General features: G+C 69.9%; 23 protein-coding genes. 13 read left to right on the top strand and 10 right to left on the bottom strand.

What is annotated here, in order from left to right; all coding sequences use genetic code 11:
• Positions 1-428 precede the first annotated feature (428 nt).
• From OH768_RS52480 to OH768_RS52465, 4 genes are all read right to left on the bottom strand, one after another.
• A complete protein-coding gene (locus OH768_RS52480; protein ID WP_406464658.1) occupies positions 429-1,949 on the bottom strand; it encodes a DHA2 family efflux MFS transporter permease subunit in 1,521 nt (506 codons plus the stop codon).
• A gap of 75 nt (positions 1,950-2,024) precedes the next feature.
• Positions 2,025-3,593: a long-chain-fatty-acid--CoA ligase gene (locus OH768_RS52475; RefSeq protein WP_406464656.1), complete on the bottom strand. Its 1,569-nt coding sequence runs from the start codon at positions 3,591-3,593 to the stop codon at positions 2,025-2,027.
• 88 nt (positions 3,594-3,681) lie between these two features.
• Positions 3,682-4,911: a 5-aminolevulinate synthase gene (hemA, locus tag OH768_RS52470; RefSeq protein WP_406464655.1), complete on the bottom strand. Its 1,230-nt coding sequence runs from the start codon at positions 4,909-4,911 to the stop codon at positions 3,682-3,684.
• Between the two features lie 92 nt (positions 4,912-5,003).
• Positions 5,004-6,572 (bottom strand): class I adenylate-forming enzyme family protein, encoded by a 1,569-nt coding sequence (locus tag OH768_RS52465; protein WP_406464654.1) that lies wholly within the window; start codon positions 6,570-6,572, stop codon positions 5,004-5,006.
• Between the two features lie 915 nt (positions 6,573-7,487).
• On the opposite strand from OH768_RS52465, the gene OH768_RS52460 reads away from it, so the two are divergent.
• From OH768_RS52460 to OH768_RS52450, 3 genes are read left to right on the top strand one after another with little or no spacing between them, the layout of a single operon-like run.
• Positions 7,488-7,769 carry a hypothetical protein gene (locus OH768_RS52460; protein WP_406464652.1) on the top strand — a complete coding sequence of 94 codons (282 nt, stop codon included), beginning with the start codon at positions 7,488-7,490 and terminating at the stop codon, positions 7,767-7,769.
• Positions 7,766-7,939, top strand: coding sequence for a hypothetical protein (locus OH768_RS52455; RefSeq protein ID WP_406464650.1), 174 nt, complete (start codon positions 7,766-7,768; stop codon positions 7,937-7,939). The genes OH768_RS52460 and OH768_RS52455 overlap by 4 nt, the downstream gene beginning before the upstream one ends.
• Entirely contained in the window at positions 7,940-8,200 is a 261-nt protein-coding gene (locus OH768_RS52450; RefSeq protein ID WP_406465801.1) for an aldolase/citrate lyase family protein, read from the top strand. It abuts the gene before it with no gap.
• A 115-nt stretch (positions 8,201-8,315) separates the two neighbouring features.
• On the opposite strand, the gene OH768_RS52445 is transcribed toward OH768_RS52450, so the two are convergent.
• From OH768_RS52445 to OH768_RS52425, 5 genes are read right to left on the bottom strand one after another with little or no spacing between them, the layout of a single operon-like run.
• Complete coding sequence (locus OH768_RS52445) at positions 8,316-8,726, bottom strand: cytochrome P450 (RefSeq protein ID WP_406465799.1); 411 nt, start codon at positions 8,724-8,726, stop codon at positions 8,316-8,318.
• A gap of 33 nt (positions 8,727-8,759) precedes the next feature.
• Positions 8,760-9,437 (bottom strand): response regulator, encoded by a 678-nt coding sequence (locus OH768_RS52440; RefSeq protein WP_406464649.1) that lies wholly within the window; start codon positions 9,435-9,437, stop codon positions 8,760-8,762.
• Positions 9,434-10,648 (bottom strand): sensor histidine kinase, encoded by a 1,215-nt coding sequence (locus tag OH768_RS52435; RefSeq protein ID WP_406464648.1) that lies wholly within the window; start codon positions 10,646-10,648, stop codon positions 9,434-9,436. The genes OH768_RS52440 and OH768_RS52435 overlap by 4 nt, the downstream gene beginning before the upstream one ends.
• Before the next feature lie 9 nt (positions 10,649-10,657).
• Positions 10,658-11,500, bottom strand: a complete 843-nt coding sequence (locus OH768_RS52430) for an ABC transporter permease (RefSeq protein ID WP_406464647.1) — start codon at positions 11,498-11,500, stop codon at positions 10,658-10,660.
• Positions 11,497-12,411 (bottom strand): ATP-binding cassette domain-containing protein, encoded by a 915-nt coding sequence (locus tag OH768_RS52425; RefSeq protein WP_406464645.1) that lies wholly within the window; start codon positions 12,409-12,411, stop codon positions 11,497-11,499. The genes OH768_RS52430 and OH768_RS52425 overlap by 4 nt, the downstream gene beginning before the upstream one ends.
• Before the next feature lie 185 nt (positions 12,412-12,596).
• Between OH768_RS52425 and OH768_RS52420 the strand changes: the two genes are divergently transcribed.
• From OH768_RS52420 to OH768_RS52395, 6 genes are all read left to right on the top strand, one after another.
• On the top strand, positions 12,597-13,625 hold the full coding sequence (locus tag OH768_RS52420) for a thiamine pyrophosphate-dependent enzyme (RefSeq protein ID WP_406464644.1): 1,029 nt from the start codon (positions 12,597-12,599) through the stop codon (positions 13,623-13,625).
• A gap of 76 nt (positions 13,626-13,701) precedes the next feature.
• Positions 13,702-14,280 (top strand): nuclear transport factor 2 family protein, encoded by a 579-nt coding sequence (locus tag OH768_RS52415; RefSeq protein ID WP_406464642.1) that lies wholly within the window; start codon positions 13,702-13,704, stop codon positions 14,278-14,280.
• 352 nt (positions 14,281-14,632) lie between these two features.
• Positions 14,633-15,418, top strand: a complete 786-nt coding sequence (locus OH768_RS52410) for a DUF3500 domain-containing protein (protein ID WP_406464641.1) — start codon at positions 14,633-14,635, stop codon at positions 15,416-15,418.
• A gap of 960 nt (positions 15,419-16,378) precedes the next feature.
• Positions 16,379-17,383: a sugar ABC transporter substrate-binding protein gene (locus OH768_RS52405; RefSeq protein WP_406464640.1), complete on the top strand. Its 1,005-nt coding sequence runs from the start codon at positions 16,379-16,381 to the stop codon at positions 17,381-17,383.
• On the top strand, positions 17,383-18,459 hold the full coding sequence (locus OH768_RS52400; protein WP_406464639.1) for an ABC transporter permease: 1,077 nt from the start codon (positions 17,383-17,385) through the stop codon (positions 18,457-18,459). The genes OH768_RS52405 and OH768_RS52400 overlap by 1 nt, the downstream gene beginning before the upstream one ends.
• 5 nt (positions 18,460-18,464) lie before the next feature.
• Positions 18,465-19,352, top strand: a complete 888-nt coding sequence (locus tag OH768_RS52395) for an ATP-binding cassette domain-containing protein (RefSeq protein WP_406464637.1) — start codon at positions 18,465-18,467, stop codon at positions 19,350-19,352.
• A 69-nt stretch (positions 19,353-19,421) separates the two neighbouring features.
• Here OH768_RS52395 and OH768_RS52390 read toward each other — a convergent pair whose 3' ends face one another.
• Complete coding sequence (locus OH768_RS52390) at positions 19,422-20,423, bottom strand: LacI family DNA-binding transcriptional regulator (RefSeq protein WP_406465797.1); 1,002 nt, start codon at positions 20,421-20,423, stop codon at positions 19,422-19,424.
• A gap of 207 nt (positions 20,424-20,630) precedes the next feature.
• On the opposite strand from OH768_RS52390, the gene iolC reads away from it, so the two are divergent.
• The 4 genes from iolC to iolD are packed head-to-tail and all read left to right on the top strand — an operon-like array spanning position 20,631 to position 25,264.
• Positions 20,631-21,599, top strand: coding sequence for a 5-dehydro-2-deoxygluconokinase (gene iolC, locus OH768_RS52385; RefSeq protein WP_406464636.1), 969 nt, complete (start codon positions 20,631-20,633; stop codon positions 21,597-21,599).
• A 4-nt stretch (positions 21,600-21,603) separates the two neighbouring features.
• Complete coding sequence (locus OH768_RS52380) at positions 21,604-22,476, top strand: aldolase (protein WP_406464635.1); 873 nt, start codon at positions 21,604-21,606, stop codon at positions 22,474-22,476.
• Complete coding sequence (gene iolB / locus OH768_RS52375; RefSeq protein ID WP_406464634.1) at positions 22,473-23,390, top strand: 5-deoxy-glucuronate isomerase; 918 nt, start codon at positions 22,473-22,475, stop codon at positions 23,388-23,390. The genes OH768_RS52380 and iolB overlap by 4 nt, the downstream gene beginning before the upstream one ends.
• The gene (gene iolD, locus OH768_RS52370) at positions 23,387-25,264 is read left to right on the top strand and encodes a 3D-(3,5/4)-trihydroxycyclohexane-1,2-dione acylhydrolase (decyclizing) (protein ID WP_406464632.1); all 1,878 of its coding nucleotides are present in this window, start codon (positions 23,387-23,389) and stop codon (positions 25,262-25,264) included. Before iolB ends, iolD begins: the two co-directional genes overlap by 4 nt.
• Position 25,265 lies beyond the last annotated feature (1 nt).

Here is a 25,265-nt window from a genome sequence, read left to right as displayed (position 1 = left end):
CCGCCCTGAGGGGAGCCGGGCCGGGCCCTTCGTCATGCCCGGCCCACCGCCCGGCCTGCGGCTCCCGCGCCCCGGAGGCCGGGCGGTGGCGGCCGGTGCCGCGCGCCGGGCGCGGCTTTCGGGGCGGGCCGCGGGAGGGGGGCCGCCGCGGCTGCGCCCGGCCGAGACCGGTGTCTCCCCCGAGCGCGCCCGCACAGGGGGCGGTGTCTCCCCCGAGCGCGGCCGTACGGGAGGCGGGGGTTCGCACAGGTGCGCCCGTGCGCGGGGCGGGGTCTCCTGTGCGGGGGCTGCCGTACGGGAGGTGGGAACGCCCGGGGTCCGGGGCGGGGGTGAAGGGCCGCGGGGGCCGAGGGCGCGGAAGGGCGGCGCGGCCCGGACCGTGAGGTCCGTTCGGCCGCGCCGCCCGCCGCAGGGGCCGCCCGGGGGGGTCAGACCGCAGGTTCGCCCAGTTGCACGGGCTCGGCGGCCGGCGAGGACGCTTCGCTCGGCTGTCTGCCCGGCAGTGCCACGCACGGCAGCAGGGCGAGGACGGTCAGCCCGAGCGCCCACCAGAACGTGGTGGAGAAGGCGCCCGCGAGAGAGTGCGCGATGGCGCTGTTCGGCAGCACCTGGGTCAGCCCGGCGGCACGGCCGTCCAGTTCGGCCCGCGCGCGCTGCTGGAGCACCACGGCGAGCGCGGCCGTGCCGACCGAGGCGCCGATCCGCTGGAAGATGTTGAAGGCGCTGGTCGCGTGCGGCACCGTGGCGGCCCTGAGACCCGAGTAGGCCGTGGTCATGCAGGGGAGCATGGCCGCGCCGAAGCCGAAGCCGCGGACCACCATCGACGAGCAGAGCAGGAGCTTGCTGCTGTCGGCGGTGATCAGACCGAACGGAAGGGTCGCGACCGCCGCGAGGAGGACGCCAGCGATCGAGACCGACCGCGCGCCGTACATGGCGGTGAGCCGGCCGACCACCACGATGGCGAGGAAGTAGCCGATGCTCTGCGGCATCAGGAGCAGGCCCGACTCCATCACGTCCGCGCCGCGGACCAGTTGGAAGTACAGCGGCAGCGGGATCATCGCGCCGAACATCGCCATGCTGAGGAAGAACGTCGCCGCCGTGCCGCTGGTGAAGTTGCGCTCCCGCAGCAGCCGCAGGTCCATGAGAGGCGCGAAGCGGGTGCGCAGCGCGTGCACGCTGAAGGCCGCGATCAGCAGGACACCGGCGATCAGCCCGATGATCGTGCGGCCGTTGCCGAAGCTGCCTTCCGCACCCACCTCGGACAGGCCGTACAGGAAGGCGCCGAGGCCGGGCGCGAGCAGGACGAGACCCAGCACGTCCAGGCGGGAGCGGCCGGGGGTGACCACATTGCTGATCTTCATCAGGGACAGCGCGATGGTGACCAGGCCGAGCGGCAGGTTGAGGTAGAAGATCCAGCGCCAGCCGATGTTGTCGATGACGACTCCGCCGAGCGTCGGTCCGACGACCGGGGCGAACATGGCCGGGATGGAGACGATGCCCATCAGCCTTCCCAGCCGCTTGGTGCCCGCGGCCTGCGCCAACAGCGACTGGCCGACCGGCATCACCAGACCGCCGCCGATGCCCTGGAGCACACGGAAGAAGATCAGGCTCTCCACCGACCAGGACAGTCCCGCGAGCAGCGACCCGGCGAGGAAGACCACCTGCGAGAAGAGCCAGGTCTGCTTGGCGCCGAAGCGTTCGACGGCCCAGCCGCTGAGCGGGATGGTCATGCACAGGGCCAGCAGATAGCCCGTCACGGACCACTGGACGGCGGACAGTTCGGCGTCGAACTCCTTCGCGAGCGTGCCGACCGCCACGTTCACGATCGTGCTGTCCAACAGGGTGGCGAAACCGCCCAGCACAAGGATGCCGGTGAGCCACCACAGATCGGGGCCGATGCGTTCGGAGTCGACCGCGGCCGCCGACGGCACCGCGTTGTCCTTGCTCATGGGTGTCCATTTCCTTCGGAGGATCGTCGGCCCCGATCGTTCCACGACACCTGTCGTGTGTGCAACACGTGTCGCCTAATCGCGGACCGATCGGTCCGGAACCGCGGACCCCTCGCCCACCAGTGCCGCCAGCTCGCGCTTGAGGACCTTTCCACTGGGTCCGAGGGGGAAGGAGTCCACGAACTCCACCCGCCGGGGGTACTTGTAGGCGGCGAGCCGCTCCCGGCTCCAGGCCACGATCCGCTCGCCGAGCGGCTGCCCGACCGCCACGCCGGGCCGTGCCACGACCACCGCGCACACCTCCTCGCCGTGCCGCTCGTCGGGCAGACCGATGACGGCCACCTGCGCGACGGCCGGATGGTGCACGAGCACCTCCTCGATCTCGCGCGGGTACACGTTGTAACCGCCGCGCACCACCATGTCCTTCTTGCGGTCCACAACCGACAGATAGCCGTCCTCGTCCTTCACGCCGAGGTCGCCCGACCGGAACCAGCCGTCCACCAGCACCTCGGCGGTCGCCTCGGGACGCCCCAGGTACCCGGCCATCACGTTGTGGCCGCGGACCACGATCTCGCCCACCGTGCCCGCCGCCACCCGTTCGATCCGGCCCTCCACGTCGGCCCGCGCGATCTCCACCTCGACGCCCCGGATCGGCAGCCCCACCGTGCCCGGCCGGGTCGGCCAGGCCTTCTGGTTGTACGCCACCACCGGGGAGGTCTCGGTGAGTCCGTACCCCTCGTACACCGGGCAGCCGAAGGTCCGCCGGACCTCGTCGAGCACCTTGACCGGCAGAGCGGAGCCGCCGGAGTAGACACGGTCGAGTGGGGGCCGCCGGGGTTCGTGCCGCGCCGCTTCCAGCAGCGCCAGGTACATCGTGGGCACGCCCATGAACACCGTGCAGCCGTGACGGATCATCAGCTCAAGGGCGGGACCGGCGTCGAACCGCTCCATCAGGACCATGGTCGCCCCGGCCCGGAAACAGGTGCTCATCGCGCAGACCAGCCCGAAGGTGTGGAACAGGGGCAGGCAGCCGAGCAGGACGTCACCGGGCCGGAAGTCGAACGGCGAGACCATTCCGACCTCGACGTTGCTCACGATGTTGCGGTGCGTCAGCATCGCGCCCTTGGGCCGGCCGGTGGTGCCCGAGGTGTAGAGGACCACCGCCAGGTCGCCCGGCTCCTGCGGCCTCCAGCCGTCGGCCGGCTCGGCCCGGTCGGCCAGCGCGTCCAACCGGGGCGCGTCCGCGGCCAGGGGCGCCAGCACGGTGACCAGCCGCACCCCGGCGAGCGTCGCACCCGGCGCGCCCTCGGTCAGCAGCGCCCCCTCGCACACCAGGACCGAGGCGCCGCAGTCGCGCAGCACGTACTCGATCTCGGACGCCTTGAGCAGCGCGTGCACGGGGACCACGACCGCGCCCAGCGCCAGCGCCCCGAAGTGGACGGCCGGGAACTCGGGCGAGTTGCCGATCAGCAGGGCCACCCGGTCACCCGGCCCGACGCCGAGGTCGGCCAGGGCCGCCGCGTACTTCCTGGCGCGCAGCCACAGCTGCTCGTACGTCACCCGATCGTCACCGAAGACGACCGCCGGATGGTCCGGGCGCCGGGCCGCGGACTCGGCGAGGATCGCCGCCACCGACAGGGACATGAGGCCTCCGCTCAGCAGTGCTCGACGTGCGCTCTCGTGCGCGGTGCCCCGGCCCGCAGGCCCGGGGCACCGCGCAGGACGGCACCGGTCACAGGGTGTGCGCGGTCCGCGTCCTGGGAATCTCCAGTTCCTGCCAGATGCCGCCGAGCGCCTCGGCGAACTTCTCCACGTCGCTGGTGGTGTGGGTGGCCGAGGGCGCAACCCGCAGGATCTCCTCGCCCGCCCGGACACTGGGCGCGTTGATCGCCTGGACGTAGATGCCGTGCCGCTCCAGCAGGAGGGCGGAGGCCTGCCGGCACAGCGCGTCGTCGCCGACGAACACGGACACGATGTGCGACATCGGCGAGACGTACGGGATGCCCCGCTCGTCCAGCAGGCGGTGCAGCAGCCGGGCGTTGTCCCGGAGCCGGCCGCGCTCCTCCTCGCTCGCGCGCAGGTGGCGGACCGCGGCGAGCGCGCCCGCGGCCAGCGCCGGGGGCAGCGAGGTGGTGAAGATGAACGAGCGCGAGAAGCTGCGGACCGCGTCGATCAGCGGGGCCGGCCCGGCGATGTAGCCGCCGGAGGTGCCGAACCCCTTGGCCAGCGTGCCCATGACGACGGTGAAATCGTCGGCGATGCCCTCGCGGGCGGCGATTCCCGCACCCTCGGGACCATACATACCGACCGCGTGCACCTCGTCGACGAACGTCGTCGCGCCGTAGCGCTGGGCGAGGGAGGAGATGTCCTTCAGCGGCGCCACGTCGCCGGACATCGAGTACACCGACTCCAGGACGATCATCTTGGGCCGCCCGGGGTCGGCGGCGGCGAGCAGTTCCTCCAGGTGCGCCACGTCGTTGTGGCGGAAGATGCGCTTCTCGGCGCGGCTGTGGCGCAGCCCGTCGATGATGGAAGCGTGGTTCAGCTCGTCGGAGAAGACCAGGGTGCCCGGCATCCGCCCGGCCAGGACGGACAGCGCGCCGTCGTTCGCGGTGTAGCCGGAGCTGAAGATCAGGGCGCTCTCCTTGCCGTGCAGCGCCGCGAGTTCGTTCTCCAGCAGGACGTGGTAGGGGTTGGTGCCGCCGATGTTGCGCGAGCCGCCGGAACCCGCGCCGAACGCCTCGAGGGCGGTGCGCATCGCATCGAGCACCGCGGGATGCTGCCCCATGCCGAGGTAGTCGTTGCTGCACCAGACGCTGATGTCGAGGTCACGGCCGTCGCCCGCGGTCCGGGCGACCGCGCTGGGGAACCGCCCCACGCGGCGGCCGATCTCCAGAAAGGAACGCTTGCTGTCGGCGAACTCCTTCATCTCGCTCGCAAAGAAGTCCAGATGCTGGGTCATGGCGCGAACTCGCTTTCTGGTAAACGGTCGTTGAGCCTTCACCGGCATCCGGCACAACCGGCGCGGGAAGGGCCGTACTCGGGCAGTGGCACTCAGACGGTGGCCGACAGCCGGCGCAGACGCCGTTTGTCGGGCTTGCCCGCGTCGTTGAGCGGGAGTTCGTCCAGGAACCGGATCTCCTCGGGCACGTGGGCCGCGGTCAGCGCGGCACCGACCCGGGAGCGGACCTCGGCCGGGCCGACCCGGGCGCCGGGCCGCACCACGATCGCGGCGTGCAGGTGCTCGATGCCGTCCGTGTCCCGCACGCCGTAGACGGCGACGTGCGCGACGCCGGCCAGAGCGGCGATCTCCCGCTCCACGGCGGCGGGGTAGATCTTGACGCCCCCGGCCTTCACCATGTCCGCGACCCGGTCGAGCAGGTGCAGATAGCCCTGCCCGTCGACGCGTCCGATGTCGCCGGTGCGGTACCAGCCCCCGCGCAGGACCAGCGCGGTCAGGCCGGGGTCCTTGAGGTAGCCGTCCATGACATGAGGCGAGCGCACCCACACCTCGCCACTGCGCCCGGTGGGCAACTCCTCACCCGTGCCGGGGTCGCAGACCCTGATGGCGGTCTCCCCGAAGGGCCGGCCCACCGTGGCCCGCAGCCGCGGGTCCATGTGCTCGCCGGGGTCGAGCAGGGTGATCCGGCCGCCCTCGGTCGTCCCGTAGCCCTGCACGAGGATGGGTCCGAAGGCCTTCGCGGCCTCCTCGATCCGTGCAGGCGCGGCGGTGCTGCCGCTGTAGATCAGCTGCCGCAGCGAGGAGAGATCGACCGGTCCGCCGCGCAGGCGGTCCACCGCCCGGTACAGGTGCGCGGTCGCCATGAAGGTGCGGGTGATGCCATGTGCGGCAACCGCCCGCAGGGCGCGCGCCGGATCGAACTCCTCGTGCAGGACCACGGTCCCGCCCGCGGCGAGGACGGCGTCGGCCATCGGTCCCGCGGTGTGGGAGAGCGGTGTGACGACGAGCAGCCGCGGGCCGTCCTCGGTGACAGAGGCCGCGGTCGCGGCGACAACGCTCTCCCAGGCACGCACCGACAGCCGGATCCCCTTGGGGTGCGCGGTGCTTCCGCTGGTGAAGACGACAGCAGCGAGGCCGCCCGGATCCGGCGCGGCGAGCGGGCCGAGGCGAGCCGGATCCGCAGGCTCGGCGGGTACGGCACCGCCGGCTCCGACACCGAACCCGGTGACGGCGGGCCGCCGGTTGACCCGGGCACACAGCTCCTGGGCACGCCCGGCGTTCTCGGCATCGGTGAACAGCACGTCGGCCGAGGTGTCCAGCAGAATCCGCAGCTGCGCGCCCAGCGGCAGAACGGGCGCGGCCGAACCGGGATTGGCGGACCGCAGATGAGTGACGGCGGCGCCCAGAAGATGGGCCGCGTACCGGGCGACAAGGGTGTCGGGACTGTTGGGCGCCACCAGGATGCCCACAACGCTGCCGGACCCCACACCCAGCCCGCGCAGAGTACGGGCGGCACCGGCCACGGCCCGGGCGAACTCCCCCGCCGTGATGGCCCGCCCGCGCCAGTGCACGGCGGTCCGGTCCGGGGCTGCAGCCAGCCCGGCCAGGATCCCGGCGGCATAGCCCCCGGGACCGGCCGGCATGTCCTGTGCGCCACCCATGGTCACCTCGTTTCAGCATGCGGTGGCCCTGGCACGGGCCGCCGCCGTCCTCCACCGACGCGCATCAGCTTCCCGGCGGACGAACCCGGCGACAATGTGCGAATGGCCTACCTGAACGAGCGACGGACGCCGCCCCGCCGACCGGCCAGACAGCGCACCACGGGCACAGTTGGAGCACCCCGAACGGACCCGTGAGCGCCCCTCACAGCCGGCACGCCGACACGCCGACACGCCGGGGCCGGACGGCGTGCGGCACCCCGCGCGGACGGGCCCCGGCCCCGCCCGCCGCCGGTGCCGAACACGAGCCCCACCACGCCACCCCGCCTGAGCAGCCTCACGACCCGGCAATCCGCCTCGGGCCGACACGAGGAGGCAGCAGCAGCCTTCACCGGGGCCGTCACCATCCGGCACCGTCACGCCGCCGACCAACCCGGCACCTGCATCCCCGTCCCTGCCGAGTCCCCGCACAAGCACTCGCACCCCACCCGGCCGCACCCGGACACCGGGAAGTGACAGCCGCAGCCGAACCGGCCGCGCCCGGGCAGCGGGAAGCCGGCAAAACGGTGTGCCCGGCACGGCCGTGCCGGGCAAGGCTGCCCACAGCCACGCACCGGCCCGGCCGCATCACCCCGCGGGATGCCACGAACAGCGGGCCGGCGCGAGAACGACACAGCCCTACACCCCTCACACCCACAACGGGTGAGCACCGCCCACCAGCATCGACGACCAGACCACCGCACCGACACCACCGACACCACCGACGACGGCCTTCGACCGACGCTCCCCCGCAGACCACCAGCGTCCACGGATCCCACGCCGCTGCGGGCCGAACAGCCCCGCGCAGCCGACAGGCGCGCCCGCACCCTCAGAGGTTCCCGGGCGGGAACCCGCCCCGAGCGGTCCAGGTGCACCGAGGTGCCGCGCTCGATTACCGACACCATTGCGGACAACGCCGCCGCCGCGATGATCGTCGGTGGGCGGGTCATGCGCCCGATGGATGTCGATGTCCGGTGGGTCGCTACGACGTTGGCGAAGAACGGCGTGATCGAGGAGTCCGGGGTCTCCGTCAGCCAGCACCTCGAAGCCGGCCAGATGCTGTTGTCGGGCTCTTTCACCCGACCCGTCTCGGTCGAACCGAACACCGTCAGCCACGCCGACTTCAACTCGTTGGGCTCGATCGGGGTGGTGTTCCAGTGACCGCACACAACCCGCCGGCCGGCGCATCGCGGCCCACACCGGGCCAGTGGCCCCTGCCGCCGAACGCATTCAAAGCGGCGCTCACCCGAGGCGAGCGGGTGATCGGCATCTGGTGCTCGCTGGCAGACCCGTACCCCGCCGAGATCATCGCTGGCGCCGGCTTCGACTGACTGCTTCTCGACACCGAACACTCGCACGCCGATATCGCGACCGTGCTCTCACAACTCCAGACGGTCGCCCCCTATCCCTGCTCACCCGTAGTGCCTCCCCCGGTCAACGATCCCGTCGTGCTCAAGCGGCTCCTGGATGTCGGCGCGCAGTCACTGCTGATTCCACAGGTCGAGTCGGCTGAAGAAGCGCGCACCGCCGTCGCCGCCACCCGTTACGCCCCCGCGGGCGTCCGCGGCGTGGCGGCGTGCCGCTGCGGTTGACGACCGCCACACAGATCCGCGCCCCTTCGGCCCGGGCCGCCTCCAGCGCGGCCTCGGCCGCCCCGTACGCGATGGCGTACGACAGCGGTTCCCTCAACACCTGACACAAACGGCGCTACGACGGCATCGGCCGCGCCCTGTCCCGTCGCGCTCCGTGGACGTGCACAGGCAGGGAGTCCCACGAGCGCAGGGTGTTGTCGGGGTGGCGGTGCGGTGTGCCGATGAGTTCGATGCGCTCGACGCGGCCGGCCGGCGCGGTCAGCAGCGCCTCGGCCTCTAAGCGGGCGCCTTGCTGGCCGATGCACTGGTAGATGCCCACGCCGAAGCCGACGTGGCCGGAGAGGTCGCGAGTGAGGTCGAAGCGGTGAGGGTCATGCCGCCGGTCCGGATCGCGGTTGGCCGCGCCGAGAAGCATGAGGATCTTCGGGTCCGCCGGGACGACCGTGCCGTCGGTGGTGACGGGGTGGACGAAGGTCTGCACCGGGGGCTGCCGGCGGAGCATCTCGTCGAGCGCGGCCCGCGCCAGCTCCGCTCACTCCCGCCGCCGCGCAGAACGGCATCAGTCGTCCTTGCCTCCGACGAGCCCGTTCTCGTACGCGAAAATCACCGCGTGGACGCGGTCGCGCAGGCCGAGCTTGGCGAGGAGATGGACCATGTGTGTCTTGACGGTGGTTTCGGACAGGACGAGCCGCTGCGCGATGAGGGGGTTGCTGAGGCCGGCCACCACCAAGGTGAACACGTCCCGCTCCCGGACCGTCAGCACCGAGAGGAGGTCGTGGCCGGGGGCCGGGACCGGGTCTCTGCCGACGCCGAACACACCGGCGTAGGTGTCCAGCAGCCGACGTGTCGTACGCGGTGACAGGATCGCGTCGCCGGCGGCGACCGCCCTGATGCCCGCGAGCAGTTCCCCGGGGCGCGTGTTCTTCAGCAGGAACCCGCTGGCCCCGGCGCGCAGGCTCTCGAAGGCGTACTCGTCCAGATCGAAGGTAGTAAGGATGATCACCCGGGATGCCGGGTGGTCCGCGACGATCCGCCGGGTCGCGGCGATGCCGTCGAGCACGGGCATGCGCACATCCATCAGCACTACGTCAGGTCCCGCGGAAGCCGCCGCGGACACCGCTTCCGCGCCGTCCGCGGCGAGGCCGACGACCTGCATGTCGTCCTCGGCGTCGATCAGCAGGGAGAACCCGAGTCTGAGCAGCGGGTGGTCGTCGGCGAGAAGAACACGGATGGTCATCGGCGCGAGGAGTCTTCCGGGAAGGGCAATGTGGCCGTGGTCTGCCACCCTCCACCGGACCGGGGACCAGCCTCGATCCGGCCTCCGAACAGGGACGCACGCTCGCGCATCCCTGTGATGCCGTGCCCGGTCGCCGCTTCGGGCCGGAACAGTGGCGGGGGGTTCGCCGGCGGCTGAATGCCGTCGTCGCGAACGGTGATGTCGATACGGGTGTTTGTTGACCGTATATCCACCGTGACGTGCTGGGCCTGGCGGGCGTGCTTGAGGACGTTGGTGAGGGACTCCTGGACGATTCGGTACACGGCGAGTTGCACGGTGGCAGCGACCGCGTCCAAGCCGTCCGACATGGTCAGCCGGACCTCGGGGCCCGCCGAGCGCACCGCGGAAACCAGGGTCGAGAGGTCGCCGACCCCCGGTTGGGGGGACAGTTCGGCCCGGTCACCGGTGCGCAGGACGCCGAGCATACGGTGCATCTCGTCGAGGGCCTGACGGCCGACCTCCGAGGCTTGCGCGATCGCCTCCCGTTGCGTGCCCGGCGGGCCGATGGCGACGGCCGCGTCATTGAGGGTGATCATGACGGAGATGCTGTGCGCGACGACGTCGTGCATCTCCCGGGCGATACGTGCCCGCTCCAGGGCGACAGCGATCTGGGCGCGCGTGTCGCGGTCGCGCTCCGCGCTCTCGGCTCGCTCCCAGATGGAGGCGACATAGGCCCTGCGGGTCCTGGTGTACACGCCGAGCAGCCAGGAAGCGGTGACCGTGCCGCTGAGCAGGAACCCGCTGAACCAGATGTTGTCGGGATGCCAGCGGATCGCGGCCAGCACCACCCCCGCCTGCGCGCCGCAGGCCAGGGCCGCCAGCACCCGCACGGGGGTCTCGCTCAGGCCGAGCAGGAACAGCGCGACCAGGACGGCCAGATCGCCGACCGCGGGCACGCCGTACAACCACTGCGTGAAGCTGACAGCCCCCAGGAGCAGGACGGCCGCGACCGGTCGGCGGCGACAGAGCACCAAGGGCGCGGCCAGCGCCAGATCCCATCCGACCGCGTCCAGCGCCTGGGGCGCGGACAGGCCCCCGTGCAACCCATTCAGCAGCGCCGACGCGGCCGCGAAGCCGCCGGCCAGCGCCACGTCCGTAGCCAGCGACCGGCGGTCGTGAGGTCGCGGCAGCCGTGGCCGGCGTTCCGGAACCGCCGACCGGCTCCCCTTCACTCCCCCTCCTTACACGTCACGGCGACGCAGCAGGACCGCAGCGCCCGCGACCGCCGCCACCGTCCAGGCGAGAAGGACACACAGCCCGGTGCCGGGGCTGAGGGTGTGGTCCTGGTGCAGGCTCGTGATGAAGCTCTGCCCCGCGTCGCTGGGCAAATACTGCGCCACGTCCTTGCCCCAGCTTCCCAGCAGCTCGCCGAAGATGATCGGCACGACCAGGATCAGGCCCAGGAAGGTGACCAGGGCGCCCGGTGTGTTGCGTACGATCCAGCCCACCGCGCCGCCCAGCACCCCGATCAGAGTCAGGTACAGAGCGGTGCCGAAGACCACCCGGGGCACGCCGGAGTCGGTCAGGGAGTATCCGGTGCGATAGTGCGAGAGCAACCCCTGCGAGGACAGGAAGGCCACCACGACCGCCACGGTCATGGCCACCCCGATCACCGCGACGAACACGACCGCCTTGGCCCATACGGTGGGCAGCCGCCTGGGTACGGCCGCGAACGTCGAGCGGATCATGCCCGTGCTGTACTCACCGGAGACCACCAGGACACCCAGCGAGCCGATCAGCAGCTGGGCCAGGAGAAAGCCCTGCATCGTCGACGACGGGGCGAGGTCCTCCGGAGCGATACTGGGCGTCACGTGCCTGGTGTTCCAGGCGACGATGAGACCGATGCCTATCAGAGCGACCACGGCCGCCGCCAAAATGGCCCAACTCGACCTCAGCGTACGAAACTTGATCCACTCCGAGACCACCGCTCGCGGCACGGACACGGGCTCGCTGTGCACCTCGGAGCGCACAGGCCCCGCCGCCTGCCCGGCAACCGGCTCGGTGGCCAGCGTTCGCACGCTCATGCCGCCTCCTTCGCGCGGTACTCCACGGAGTCCTCGGTCAGCGCCATGTAAGCCTCCTCCAACGACCCCGTCTGGGGGGCCAGTTCGTACAGGGTGACATCGGCCTTGCGCGCCACCGTCCCGATGTCGTCGCTGGTCAGTCCCTCGACCGCGAAGACCCCGGGCTCACCCGCCTCGTGCACGATCGCGCCCTCGCGCGCCAGGAGTTCACGAAGGGAGTCCGCCTCGGGCGATCGCACCCGGACCCGCTCGGCGCCCGCGTCGGCGATGAAGGAGGCCATCGACTGGTCACGCAGCAGCCGACCGCGTCCCATCACGATCACATGGTCGGCGGTCACAGCCATCTCGCTCATCAGATGGGACGACAGCAGAACCGTGCGTCCTTCGGCGGCCAGCTCCCGCAGCAGGAAGCGGATCCAGCGGATTCCGTCGGGATCGAGACCGTTGACCGGTTCGTCGAGGATGAGGATCTCCGGATCGGCGAGGAGGGCCGACGCGATGCCCAGCCGCTGCCCCATGCCGAGCGAGAAGCGGCCGGCACGTCGGCCGGCAGCCTCTTCGAGCCCCACGACGCCGAGGACCTCGTCCACCCGCTGTCGTCCGATCCCGGCAGTCGCGGCCTGGGCGAGCAGGTGACCGCGGGCTGACCGGCCGGGGTGAATGGCGCGTGCCTCCAGAAGCGCGCCCACCGTCTTCAGCGGCCGTGCGTGCTGGCTGAAATGCCGCCCGTTCACGGTGACCGTCCCCGAGGTCGGGGCGTCCATTCCCATGATCAACCGCATGGTGGTGGACTTGCCGGCCCCGTTGGGCCCCAAGAAGCCGGTGACGACGCCCGGCCGAACCGTGAACGTCAGGTCCTCCACAGCCGCCTTGTCGCCATAGCGTTTGGTCAGCGATTTCGCTTCAATCATGCAATCCTCCGTGGCGCTGTTTCCTGCACGCTATCCACGGGGAGAGCCATGGCACGTCCCCCACCTGGCGCGACTTCTGCCCCCCAGACCTCATCCGGTAGGACGAGCCGCGTACTCCGCCGGTAGAAGCACCGAGCCGCTCCGGACCTGGCTGGAGCTTTCCACCGCGCTCTTCGAGTACGGCGGTGCTACCGGACGACCACCCGCTCTACGCCGGCAACATGAGCGGCTGGGGGTACTTCGGGACCGGCACCGAGGTGGCCGAGGAGGCCGACCCGTGGATCGCGGTCGGGTTCTCCTTCTCCCAGACGGCCACCGCGTCGTGGTCTCTCGCCAAGCCGGAGAAGGTCGTGCACGTCGACATCGAGGAGTCCCAGCTCGGCCGGATCTTCCAGCCGACGCTGGGCCTCGTCGCCGACGCGAAGATGTTCCTCGGTCAGCTCAATGGCCAGCTGCAGGCCTCCGGCCTGCAGAGCAGGCATCTCGCGGACGAGGTACGGCCGGCGGAGATCGCGAGGGCGAAGGAGTCCTACGCCGAGACATTGAAGGCATACGTCGGCGCCGACCCGATCGTGCCGGCCGCGATCGGCCAGATCCCCTCGGAGGAGGTCCCCGCAGGGACCATCTTCGTCAACGACGAGGGTTTCCCGGTGCCTGGGATGGTGTACCGGGAGTCGAAGTATCCGTCCGGCTTCGCGTCGCCGCTGGGCTTCCACTACGCGGCGTTGGGACCATCCCTTCCGGTGGCGATCGGCGCGAAGCTCGCCGCGCCCGACAGCCTGGTCGTCAGCGTCGGCGGCGACGCCGGCTTCTACTACGACTGCAGCGAACTCTCGGTGCTCGCCGAGCGCAATCTCAAGGTCGTGAGCATCGTCCTCAACAACAGCGGCCTGTACGGTGGCCGGCGCGGCCGTGAGCACGGGGGCCCCGGCACCGTGCCGTTCACGCACTGGACCGACCTTCCCGAGACCGACTACACCGCAGTCGCCAAGGCCATGGGCGTGCCGGGCGAGAGGGTGGAGAAGGCGGACGAGCTCGGGCCGGCGATCCAGCGTGCGATCGCGGCGGACGGCCCGTACTTCCTCGAGGTGATGACGTCCGCCAGCACGATGCACCTGCACCTGCACCTGGCCGGATGGCCTGATCCGGACCCCAAGACCACCCGCAAGATCGGCCATGGCGACCGGGTCGTCGACGGCTCGTGGCCGAGCTGACGAACGACCCGGCATCCGGTTCACGTGACGCCGGAGCATCTCGGAAACGGGGCTGAACCGATCTCAAGGAGGAGATATGGCGACAGTTGAACATCAGCAGGAAGCGACGCCGACGGGGGCACGGCTGCCCGGCATGGGGAGGTTCGTCGAGTTTCTCGAGGCCCGGAAGGCGGAGACGGAGAATCCGAAGCATGCCGCGATGCTCGGCTTGCTGATCGAGCACTCGGTCGCCGAGCTGCGGGATCACGATATCGACCGGACGATGGCGACGCTGGTGGAGGACTGCGTCTACCACAACTACGGCGACCCCGCCATGGTCGAGCGGAACGGGGGGCCCGCCATCGACAGGAAGACGGTGCGCGCGAACTACCTCGCGAACATCGCGAACGGCACGCTGAACATGGACAGCCTCGAAGTCGAGATCGAGCACTTCTTCATCAGCGATGACGCCATCGCCTGGGATGGCTACACGCTTCTTCTGCTGCCTGGTGTGGTGCTGGCCGAGGTGGGTGTGTCCCTGCCGGACGGGGGAACGGTCGACGACGACTTCGTGCAGAGGACAAGGTCGGTCATCGTCATCCCGTTCCGCGACGGTCTGATGGTCGGAGAGGACTTCTACTTCGACGGCCAGGGCACCTTGAAGAAGGTGGCTTGACCTATCCTCCCGCTCCCTCGCCGCCGGGTCCCTCGCCGCGGGGCAAGCAGGATCCTTGAGAAGCGATCCCGTGCCCGGATCCGTCAGGTGAGGCCGAGGCAGGCCAGGGCACGGCGGTAATCGCGGGCCCGTGGCGGAGGGACGGCGGCGATGTCTCGATGGCCGTCTTGGCGGTGGACGTTGGTCGCGCGGGCACACAAAGAGGCGTCGGCCCCGGCCTACGCGGCCGGGTCGTATGGCCGCGGGCCGGCCGCTCCTCGGCGGGGAACCGGGGGCGCCACCGCGGTCATGTGGACTACGCCTTGCCGCCGGAATGGGCAGGGTCCGCGCCGCGCCGGGCAAGGGGGACGCCATGACCGTCAACGGGTTCCTGGGTCAACTCGTCGATCTGCCGCGGGTCCTCAACGAGCACAGCTACAACATCAATATCTTCGGCACCCCGTCTCCGACCGAGCCATGGGGATGGAACCTGTGGGGGCACCATCTGGCCGTCAACTGCCTGCTGATCGGCGGCCGTCAGGTGCTCACACCCGTCTTCTTCGGAGCCGAGCCGAACCTGATCGACAGCGGAGAGCACGCCGGGCTGTCACTGCTCGACGAGCAGGAGCGTGCAGGCCTGGACTTCGTGCGGAGCCTGACAGCCGCCCAGGCCGAGAAGGCGGTGCTGTACCACCACAAGCGCGACCCGGGGATGCCCCCCGGCCGACTGCACCCCGGCGACGAGCTGCACCTCGGCGGCGCCCTCCAGGACAACCGGATCATCCCCTTCGAAGGGCTCCCCGGCGCGGAGCTCGACGCTGCCCAACAGAAGGCACTGACGCGGTTGGTGGACCTGTTTCTGGACTACCAGCCCACCGGCCCCAGACAGGCACGGATGGCGGACGTCCGCCTGCACCTCGACGACACCCACTTCTGTTGGATCGGCGGGCGCGGGGACGAGGATCCGTTCTACTTCCGCGTGCAGAGCCCTGTCATCCTGGTCGAGTTCGACCATCACGCCGGTATCTTCCTGGCGAATCCGGAGCCCGAGAAGTTCCACACCCACATCCTCGTCCGAACGCCGAACGGCAACGACTACGGCGCCGAACTCGTCCGACAGCTCACGGGTTCTCCTCATCGTCTCGACGGTCCCGCCTAGGTGAGTCGCCCCGCGGTCGGGGCGCTCCCCGCCTGGGGAGGCGGCCCGGAAGCCGGGCGATACGCCGGGCCGCCCCCGTTCGCTACACCGACATGCCCACCGAACGGCTGCACCGGCTCCTCAACTGCGACACGAACCCCGACTTCGTGGTCGACGCGGCGGCGGACGAACTCAGGAACGTCTGCACGTCCCAGGGCAGGCGCAGTCAAGTGACGTGTCATGACGGCGAGTTGGGAGTTGGTGATCGCCGCACCCCTTGGGGGTGCACCCGTGCGCCGTCCGCTACACCGCTCCCACCAGGTCACGGGCTCTGGCGTCCACCAGAAGAACGGCTCTGTCGCGGATTCCGAATCCGCGACAGAGCCGTTCCTGTTTCCGACTGCCAGCCAGGGGACGGGAGTTCCCTTGCCGCCTGCTACTGGCGGCTGACGTTGCCGTAGACCTGGGCGCGGCTCCGTTCGAGGTGGAACGCAAAGGCTCCACCACCCTGTGTGACACCCCAGATCAGGAGAGACCCGCGGTACTCACGCTGCTCAAGGCCACTTCGGCATCAGCGGGGGTTCAGTGGCTGCGCTCCTACGGCGTCCTCCATCAGGTTGGTTCACGGATGTGCCGCCGCCCGCCGCGAGGGGCTTGATGCGGCGTGCAGCACCTGACGTTTGAGATGCCAGGCCCGTGGTCGTTTCATTCTGAACACTTTGTTGGTACGTCCTGACATACCTGTTGACATCCCTCCAGAGCGGCTCCATAGTCTCTCCAACTAGAGCGCGCTACTAACGCGCTCCAGTTCCCTCACAGGTGGTCCACACCTACGACTGCCACAGAAAACGCGCCACCCCGCACGGCGCATGGACACCGCTCACGCACCGCGTCACCACTCGGTGATCGCGCTCAGGTCGCCAAACACGCTCCCGCTCACTACAGACACCACCCCGACAAGCACAGCGAGGTGCAAGGGACATGCACAGAAACCACCGAGCCGCAATTTTCACCGCCACCGTTCTCGCCGGGACCCTGCTGGCCGCCGGCTGTTCCAGCAGCTCGGGCGGCAAGAAGGCCACGGAGGACACCTCCGGCGCCTCCGCGGGCAAGGCCACCACTCCGCGGATGACGGTGGCCATGGTCACCCATGCCGCCCCCGGCGACACCTTCTGGGACCTCGTCCGCAAGGGCGCCCAGGCCGCCGCGGCCAAGGACAACATCAAACTCGTCTACTCCAGCGACCCCAGCGCCGGAAACCAGGCCAACCTCGTGCAGAACGCGATCGACCAGAAGGTCGACGGCATCGCCCTCACCGCCGCCAAGCCGGACGCCATGAAGGACGTCGTCGCCAAGGCGAAGACGGCCGGCATCCCGGTCGTCGGCTTCAACTCCGGTGTCAGCGACTGGAAGAAGCTCGGCATGCTCGAGTACTTCGGCCAGGACGAGAACATCGCAGGCCAAGCCTTCGGCCAGCGCCTCAACCAGCTCGGCGCCAAGCACACACTGTGCGTCATCCAGGAACAGGGACAGGTCGCTCTGGAGGCCCGCTGCGCCGGCCTGAAGAAGGGCTTCAGCGGGAAGACGGACATCCTGTACGTCAACGGCACGGACATGCCGTCGGTGAAGTCGACGATCACCGCCAAGCTCACCCAGGACAAGGCCATCGACCAGGTGGTCACCCTCGGCGCCCCGATCGCGCTGACCGCCGTGCAGTCGCTGTCCGACGCCGGCAGCAAGGCGAAGCTCGCCACCTTCGACCTCAACGAGAACCTGGTGAAGGCCGTCCAGGACGGAAAGATCGAGTTCGCCGTCGACCAGCAGCCGTACCTGCAGGGCTACTTGGCGGTCGACTCCCTGTGGCTCTACAAGACCAACGGTAACTTCAGCGGTGGCAGCACCGCGCCCGTCCTCACCGGACCGGCCTTCATCGACAAGACCAACGTCGACGCCGTGGCCAAGTTCGCCGCGAAGGGCACTCGGTGATGAGCGTGACCCAGCATGCCGAGCCGGCGGTGACCTCACCGCCGGCCCCCGGCCCCAAGCCCACCGACGGCCGGACCGCCGAACGCCCGCTGGCCATCCGGCTGTTGGCGCGTCCTGAGGTGGGTGTCTTCCTCGGTGCGGCCGCGGTATACGTGTTCTTCCTGATCGCGGCTCCGCCGGTGCGTGAGGGCGCGTCGATGGCGAACATCCTCTACGGTTCGTCGACCATCGGGATCATGGCTCTGCCGGTGGCGCTGCTGATGATCGGCGGCGAGTTCGACCTCTCCGCCAGTGTCGCCGTCATCACCTCGGCGCTGACCGCGTCGATGCTCAGCTACCAGCTGACCATGAACGTGTGGGTCGGTGTGATCGTCGCTCTGCTGGTGTCGCTGGGGATCGGCTTCCTCAACGGCTGGCTCGTGGTCAAGACCGGGTTGCCGAGCTTCCTGATCACGCTGGGCAGCTTCCTGATCCTGCAGGGCGTCAACCTCGCCGTCACCAAACTGGTCACGGGGAACGTGGCGACCGACGACATCAGCACCATGGACGGCTTCGGCCAGGCCAAGAAGGTCTTCGCCTCCTCGTTCGACGTCGGCGGCGTCCAGGTGAAGATCACGATTGTGTGGTGGCTGGTGTTCGCCGCCATCGCCACCTGGGTTTTGCTGCGGACGAAGTACGGCAACTGGATCTTCGCGGTGGGCGGGAACAAGGACTCCGCGCGTGCGGTGGGTGTGCCGGTGGCGTTCACGAAGATCTCGCTGTTCATGCTGGTGGGTTTCGGTGCCTGGTTCATCGGGATGCACCAGCTGTTCTCCTTCAACACCGTGCAGTCCGGCGAGGGCGTCGGCCAGGAGCTGATCTACATCTCCGCGGCCGTGATCGGCGGGTGTCTGCTGACCGGCGGTGCGGGTTCGGCGATCGGGCCGGTGTTCGGGGCGTTCATGTTCGGCATGGTCCAGCAGGGCATCGTCTACGCCGGCTGGAACCCCGACTGGTTCAAGGCGTTCCTGGGCGTGATGCTGCTGGGCGCCGTCATGATCAATCTGTGGGTGCAGCGCACCGCGACCCGGAGGTGACCTCGATGACCGACCACAAGAGCGGCACCCACGGCGCGATCCTGACCGACACGCCGCCCGGGGACGGGGACCATCCCCTCGTCCAGCTCCGCAGCGCGGGCAAGGCGTACGGCAACGTGCGTGCCCTGCACGGTGTGGACCTCGCGGTCCGCCCCGGCCAGGTCACCTGCGTGCTGGGGGACAACGGCGCGGGCAAGTCCACCCTGATCAAAATCATCTCCGGCCTGCACCAGCATTCGGAGGGCGAGTTCCTGGTCGACGGGGAGCCGGTGCACTTCACCACCCCCCGCCAGGCGTTGGACCGGGGCATCGCGACGGTCTACCAGGACCTGGCCGTGGTCCCGCTGATGCCGGTGTGGCGCAACTTCTTCCTCGGCTCCGAGATGACCCGGGGCCCCTGGCCCGTGCGCCGTCTCGACATCGAGAAGATGAAGCAGACCGCCGACGAGGAACTGCGCAACATGGGCATCGTCCTGGACAACCTGGACCAGCCCATCGGCACCCTCTCCGGCGGCCAGCGCCAGTGCGTGGCCATCGCCCGCGCCGTCTACTTCGGCGCCCGCGTCCTCATCCTCGACGAGCCGACCGCAGCGCTCGGCGTCAAGCAGTCCGGCGTCGTCCTGAAGTACGTGGCGGCGGCCCGCGAACGCGGTCTGGGGGTCATCTTCATCACCCACAACCCCCACCACGCCTACATGGTCGGCGACCACTTCAGCGTCCTGCGCCTGGGCACCATGGAACTCTCCGCCGAACGCAGCGAGATCACCCTCGAAGAGCTCACCAACCACATGGCCGGCGGCACCGAACTCGCCGCACTCAAGCACGAGTTGTCCCAAGTCCGCGGCCTCGACGTCGAAGAACTCCCCGAAGAGAAGGACCTGACAGTCCTGTAGCCGCGTATCCCCAGCACGGCAAGGCCACAAGCCCCAACTGCTGGGGAACATGCCCCCGTTTGACCGACGTCAGCGCGACGTCTCCGGTGCCGTGTCACTGGTGCCTCGTACTACCAGCTTCGGGTCCAGTACGGCCTCCCGGACTTCCAAGTCAGGGTTCTCCAGCCGCTCGGCGGCGAACCGCACGGCATGTTCAGCCATGAGAACCGCGTCCTGGCGGACGGTGGTCAGACCGATCGGCATCAGATGGGAAAGGTGACTGTCGTCGTACCCGACGACCGACACATCGCGCGGGACGTCAACACCCGCGCGCGTCAAGGCCATCAACAGGCCCCATGCACAACGGTCGTTGCCCGCGAGAACCGCCGTCGGCAGGGCCTGCCCCCGGTCGCGCTCCGCCAGGAGGAGGTGGCCCGCCTCGATGCCCGACTCCTCCGTGTGCTGCCCGGGGATCACCCGCACCTCGGACTCCAGCCCGTGCCGGCGCATCGCGGCCCGGTACGCACGCCGCCGCTCGACCGATCCGGGTCCCCGGCCGCCGTCGATGTGCACGATCCTGCGGTGCCCCAGTTCGACCAGATACTCCATGGCCTGTTGGATGCCCTTGCCCTCGGCACTGTGCACGAAGTCCACGCGGGCGCTGGGCACTCGACGGCTGACCGAGACGGTCACCACCCGGTGTCCGAGTTCGTCGAGATAGCTTGCCTCGGCCTCGGGGCCGAGCAGGATCAGCGCCTCGCAGCGGTGACTGAGCAGTGCTTCGGCGGCCTTCGCCTCGCTACGGCCATGGGTGGCCGCGGAGAGCAGGACGTCGTAGCCGAGACGTTCGGCTTCGGGGTAGATCCCCTGGATGAGGTCCGCGTGGAAGGTCTGGTGCACGGTGTACATCACGCCGAGCGTGCGGCTTCGCCCACGGGCCAGCAGTCGGGCCGCGCTGTCGGGGTGGTAGCCGATCTCGTCGGCGACCCGCAGCACGCGCTCCCGGGTCTCCTCGCTCGCCCCTGGCTGACCGCGGAAGATGATCGAGACGAGCGCCCGGGACACCCCTGCTTTCGCGGCGACGTCCACCATCGTGGGCCGCCGCTTTCCCGACGCATCCACCTGTGATCCACCCTTCGACGCGCCCAGCCTAAGGGCTCTCTCGAAATCTCCCAGCAACAAGGTATTGACATGACATTTGGACAGGGGTCATCGTACACGAACTAGAGCGCGCTAGTAGAGCGCGTTAGCAAACCTCGTGAGAGTCCTCGTCTCCGCCATGAAAGGGCAGCCAGCGTGATGCCGTTCGAAATCCTGACCATGGGCCGCGTGGGGGTGGATGTGTATCCGCTCCAGACGGGCGTGGGCCTGGCCGAGGTCACTTCGTTCGGCAAGTACCTGGGCGGCAGCCCGGCCAATGTCGCTGTCGCCGCGGCCCGGTACGGGCGCTCGTCGGCCGTCATCACAATGACGGGCCGGGACCCTTTCGGGGAGTTCGTCCGCACGGCTCTGGAGGATTACGGCGTCGACAGCCGGTTCGTCGGCACGTCGGGCATAGCGCCGACACCGGTGACGTTCTGTGAGATCTTCCCGCCGGACGACTTCCCGCTGTACTTCTACCGCCTGCCGAAGGCCCCCGACCTGGACATCCAGCCGGGCGAGCTGAACCTGGACGCGATCCGTGACGCCGAGATCTTCTGGGTCACCGGCATCGGGCTGAGCGAGGAGCCGAGCCGCTCGACCACCCTCGCCGCCCTCTCCCACCGGGCGAAGTCCGGCCCGACCGTCTTCGACCTGGACTGGCGGCCGATGTTCTGGGCACACCCGGACCAGGCCTGTGCCTACTACGCCGAGGCCCTGCGCCACACCACCGTCGCCGTGGGCAATCTCGACGAGTGCGAGGTGGCGACCGGTGAGCGCGAACCGTACGCCGCCGCGAAGGCGATGCTCGCCGCCGGGGTGGAGCTGGCCGTGGTGAAACAGGGCCCGAAGGGCGTCCTGGCCATGGACCGGGACGGTTCGGCGGTCGAGATACCGCCGGTCCCGGTGGACGTCGTCAACGGGCTCGGCGCCGGTGACGCGTTCGGCGGCGCGCTCTGCCACGGGCTGCTGTCCGGCTGGGACACCCGCCGTACGGTCGCGTTCGCCAACGCGGCCGGCGCGATCGTCGCGGGCCGGCTCTCCTGCTCCGACGCGATGCCCACCGAGGCCGAGGTCGACGCCAAGGTCCGCGAGGCGACCACCACACCCATCGAACGAGAGGCGTGACGACGTGCCCTCCGACAACGTGAGCCGGATCGTGGACGCCAGGGTCAACGACCCCGGCGCCGTCGCCGCAGCGGCGGCGCGCCGTGTGAAAGCCCCCTCGCTCCTCGGCGCCCACGGCAAGGCCATGATCGTCGCGGCCGACCACCCCGCCCGCGGTGCCAACGGCGTCGGCGCCGACCCCATCGCGATGGCCAACCGCTTCGAGCTGCTGGACCGCCTGTGCACAGCCCTGGAGCGGCCCGGCGTCACGGGTGTCCTGGGCACCGCCGACATCCTGGAAGACCTGCTGCTGCTCGGTGTCCTGGACGGCAAGAGCGTCTTCGGCTCCATGAACCGCGCCGGACTCGCGGGCTCCGTCTTCGAGATCGACGACCGCTTCACCGGGTACGACGCCGAGACGATCGCCGCGATGGGCTTCGACGGCGGCAAGACGCTCACCCGTATCGCCCTCGACGACCCGGCGACACCCTCCGCCCTGGAGAACACCGCCCGCGCCGTCAACGAGCTGAACGACCGCCACCTCATCGCCGTGATCGAGCCGTTCCTCTCGACCTGGCAGAACGGCAGGATCCGCAACGACCTCTCGACGGACGCCGTCGTCAAGTCGATCACCATCGCGTCGGGCCTGGGCCGTCGTACCGCCTACACCTGGCTCAAGCTCCCGGTCGTCGACGGCATGGAGCGGGTGCTCACCTCCTCGACGCTGCCCGCGCTGCTGCTGGGCGGCGAGGTCAAGGACGCCGAAGCGGCCTTCGCCTCCTGGGGCAAGGCCCTCAAACTCCCCACCGCCCAGGGCCTGGTGGTCGGCCGGTCGCTGCTCTACCCGTCGAACGGCGACGTCGCCGGCGCGGTGGACAAGGCGGTGAGCCTGCTGTGACGGACACGACCAAGTACCGCCTGCCGAAGGGGACTTCGGCCGACGGCCCCTACGACCTCCTGGTCACGCCCGAGTCGGCGGGCTGGGGATACTCCGGCCTCAGGATCCTGACCCTGGGGCCGGGCCAGGCGCACACGCTGTCCACCGGGGACTCCGAGTTCCTGGTCCTGCCGCTGACGGGCTCCTGCACCGTCACCACGGACGGCGGCGCCTTCGAACTCGCCGGCCGGACAGGCGTGTTCGCCTCCGCCACCGACTTCGCCTACCTCCCCCGCGAGTCGGAGGCCCTGATCAGCAGCGCGGACGGCGGGACGTTCGCGCTGCCCTCCGCCCGTACCGAGCGGAGCTCACTCTCCGCTCGGTACGGGCCCAAGGAGGACGTGCCGGTCGAACTGCGCAGTGCGGGCGCCTGCTCACGGCAGGTCAACAACTACTGCCTGCCCGGCACCTTCGACGCCGGGCAGCTACTGGTGTGCGAGGTCCTCACCCCCGGCGGCAACTGGTCCTCCTACCCGCCCCACAAGCACGACGAGGCCCGCCCGGGCGTCGAGTCGGAGCTGGAGGAGATCTATTACTTCCAGGTCGCGGGCGGTGAGAACGGCTTCGGCTACCTGGGGGTCCCCCCGCGCGAGCGAAGCCGAGCGTGGCGGAGGGTCTACGGCACCGAGGACCGGCCGATCGACGTGCTCGCCGAGGTCCCCTACGGCGACACGGTGCTGATCCCGCACGGCTGGCACGGCCCGTCGATCGCGGCGCCCGGATACGACCTCCACTACCTCAACGTCATGGCGGGTCCCGGCCAGGACCGTGCCTGGCTCATCTGCGACGACCCTGCGCACGGCTGGGTGCGCGCCACCTGGGAGACCCAGGAGGTCGACGACCGGCTGCCCTTCGAAGGACTCAACGAGCGATGAACACCGTCCGACTCACGACCGCCCAAGCCCTCGTGCGTTTTCTGGCGAACCAGTACAGCGAGCGTGACAGCCAGGAGCAGCGTCTGATCCCCGGGGTGTGGGGGATCTTCGGGCACGGCAATGTGGCCGGGATCGGCCAGGCGCTACTCCAGGCCGCCGTCACCCAAGAGGCCGATCTGCCCTACTACTTGGCCCGCAACGAGCAGGGCATGGTCCACGCATCGGTGGCCTACGCGAAGATGCGCGACCGGCTGGCCACCTTCGCCTGTACGGCGTCCACCGGCCCCGGGTCCACGAACATGATCACCGGCGCGGCTCTGGCCACCACCAACCGCATCCCTGTTCTGCTGCTGCCCTCCGACATGTTCGCCACCCGCGCCGCCGACCCCGTGCTTCAGCAGCTGGAGGACACCCGGGGTGGGGACGTCACGGTCAACGACGCCTTCAGGGCCGTATCGAAGTACTTCGACCGCGTCTCGCGTCCCGAGCAGCTGATCCCGGCCGCCCTGGCCGCGATGCGGTTGCTGAGCGACCCGGTGGAGACCGGCGCGGTCACCCTCGCCCTGCCGCAGGACGTGCAGGCGGAGGCGTACGACTGGCCGGTCGCCTTCTTCCGGCGGCGGGTCTGGCACGTGGGCCGCCCGGTGCCGGAGCCCGCCGCCGTCGAGCGGGCGGCACAGCTGCTGCGCGGCGCGAGGAAGCCGCTCGTCGTGGCCGGTGGGGGTGCCGTGTACTCCGGTGCCGAGACCGCGCTGCGCGCCTTCGCCGAAGCCACCGGCATCCCGGTCGCGGACACGCACGCGGGCAAGGGCGCGGTGCCGTGGGACCACCCGCAAGCGGTGGGCGGCATCGGCTCGACGGGCTCGTACGCGGCGAACGAGCTGGCGAAGGACGCCGATGTCGTCCTCGGCATCGGCACCCGCTACTCCGACTTCACCACCGCCAGCCACACCGTCTTCGGCAACCCGGACGTCGCGTTCGTCAACCTCAACGTGGCCCGCCTGGACACCGTGAAGCACTCGGCGGAGCCGCTGGTGGCGGACGCCCGGCTGGGCATCGAGGCGCTCGCCGGTGCGCTGACGGACTGGGAGGTCGACCCGTCCTACCGGACGAGGACCCGCCAACTCATCGCCCGCAACCGGGAGATCGAGGACGGCTGCTTCACCGTCGGCCATGGCCCGCTGCCCGCCCAGACCGAGATCCTCGGCGCTCTGAACGACGTCCTGGACGACCGCGCCGTCGTCATCAACGCGGCCGGCTCCATGCCGGGCGACCTTCAACAGCTGTGGCGGGCGCGGGATCCGAAGGCGTACCACGTCGAGTACGCCTACTCCTGCATGGGCTACGAGATCGCCGCGGGCGTCGGCGCCAAGATGGCCGACCCGTCGCGCGAGGTCGTCGTCCTGGTCGGCGACGGGTCGTATCTGATGATGGCTCAGGAGATCGCGACCATGGTCTCCGAGGGTCTCAAGGTCATCGTCGTCCTCGTCCAGAACCACGGATTCGCCTCCATCGGAGCGCTGTCGGAGTCACTGGGTTCGCAGCGGTTCGGCACCAAGTACCGCTTCCGGGACGGGGATTCGGGACTGCTCGACGGTGACGTACTCCCCGTCGACCTGGCCGCCAACGCCTCCTCGCTGGGTGCCGACGTGCTGCACGCCGCCTCCGTCGACGAGTTCCGTACGGCGATGGAGAAGGCGAAGGCCGCGACCCGCACCACCGTCGTCCACGTCGAGACCGACCTGTACGGGCCCAACCCGCCCGGCCACGGCTGGTGGGACGTACCGGTCGGGCAGACCTCCGCGCTGGAGTCCACGCGCACCGCGTACGAGACGTACGCAGCCAACAAGCAAGCCCAGCGGCATTACCTGTAAG

The organism is Streptomyces sp. NBC_01622 (assembly GCF_045209635.1).
GTDB lineage: Bacteria > Actinomycetota > Actinomycetes > Streptomycetales > Streptomycetaceae > Streptomyces.
Note: the sequence above shows the minus strand (reverse complement) of the source record. Positions and strands in the feature narration are given on the sequence as shown.

What these genes read in the sequence shown, in the direction of transcription:
- OH768_RS52390 (WP_406465797.1), bottom strand. Translation starts at nt 20,423, where the DNA reads ATGGTGGACGTCGCCGCGAAAGCAGGGGTGTCCCGGGCGCTCGTCTCG.
- iolC (WP_406464636.1), top strand. Translation starts at nt 20,631, where the DNA reads ATGCCGTTCGAAATCCTGACCATGGGCCGCGTGGGGGTGGATGTGTAT.
- OH768_RS52410 (WP_406464641.1), top strand. Translation starts at nt 14,633, where the DNA reads ATGACCGTCAACGGGTTCCTGGGTCAACTCGTCGATCTGCCGCGGGTC.
- OH768_RS52425 (WP_406464645.1), bottom strand. Translation starts at nt 12,411, where the DNA reads ATGATTGAAGCGAAATCGCTGACCAAACGCTATGGCGACAAGGCGGCT.
- OH768_RS52440 (WP_406464649.1), bottom strand. Translation starts at nt 9,437, where the DNA reads ATGACCATCCGTGTTCTTCTCGCCGACGACCACCCGCTGCTCAGACTC.
- hemA (WP_406464655.1), bottom strand. Translation starts at nt 4,911, where the DNA reads ATGACCCAGCATCTGGACTTCTTTGCGAGCGAGATGAAGGAGTTCGCC.
- OH768_RS52395 (WP_406464637.1), top strand. Translation starts at nt 18,465, where the DNA reads ATGACCGACCACAAGAGCGGCACCCACGGCGCGATCCTGACCGACACG.
- OH768_RS52400 (WP_406464639.1), top strand. Translation starts at nt 17,383, where the DNA reads ATGAGCGTGACCCAGCATGCCGAGCCGGCGGTGACCTCACCGCCGGCC.
- OH768_RS52475 (WP_406464656.1), bottom strand. Translation starts at nt 3,593, where the DNA reads ATGTCCCTGTCGGTGGCGGCGATCCTCGCCGAGTCCGCGGCCCGGCGC.
- OH768_RS52430 (WP_406464647.1), bottom strand. Translation starts at nt 11,500, where the DNA reads ATGAGCGTGCGAACGCTGGCCACCGAGCCGGTTGCCGGGCAGGCGGCG.
- iolD (WP_406464632.1), top strand. Translation starts at nt 23,387, where the DNA reads ATGAACACCGTCCGACTCACGACCGCCCAAGCCCTCGTGCGTTTTCTG.
- OH768_RS52415 (WP_406464642.1), top strand. Translation starts at nt 13,702, where the DNA reads ATGGCGACAGTTGAACATCAGCAGGAAGCGACGCCGACGGGGGCACGG.
- OH768_RS52465 (WP_406464654.1), bottom strand. Translation starts at nt 6,572, where the DNA reads ATGGGTGGCGCACAGGACATGCCGGCCGGTCCCGGGGGCTATGCCGCC.
- OH768_RS52480 (WP_406464658.1), bottom strand. Translation starts at nt 1,949, where the DNA reads ATGAGCAAGGACAACGCGGTGCCGTCGGCGGCCGCGGTCGACTCCGAA.
- OH768_RS52405 (WP_406464640.1), top strand. Translation starts at nt 16,379, where the DNA reads ATGCACAGAAACCACCGAGCCGCAATTTTCACCGCCACCGTTCTCGCC.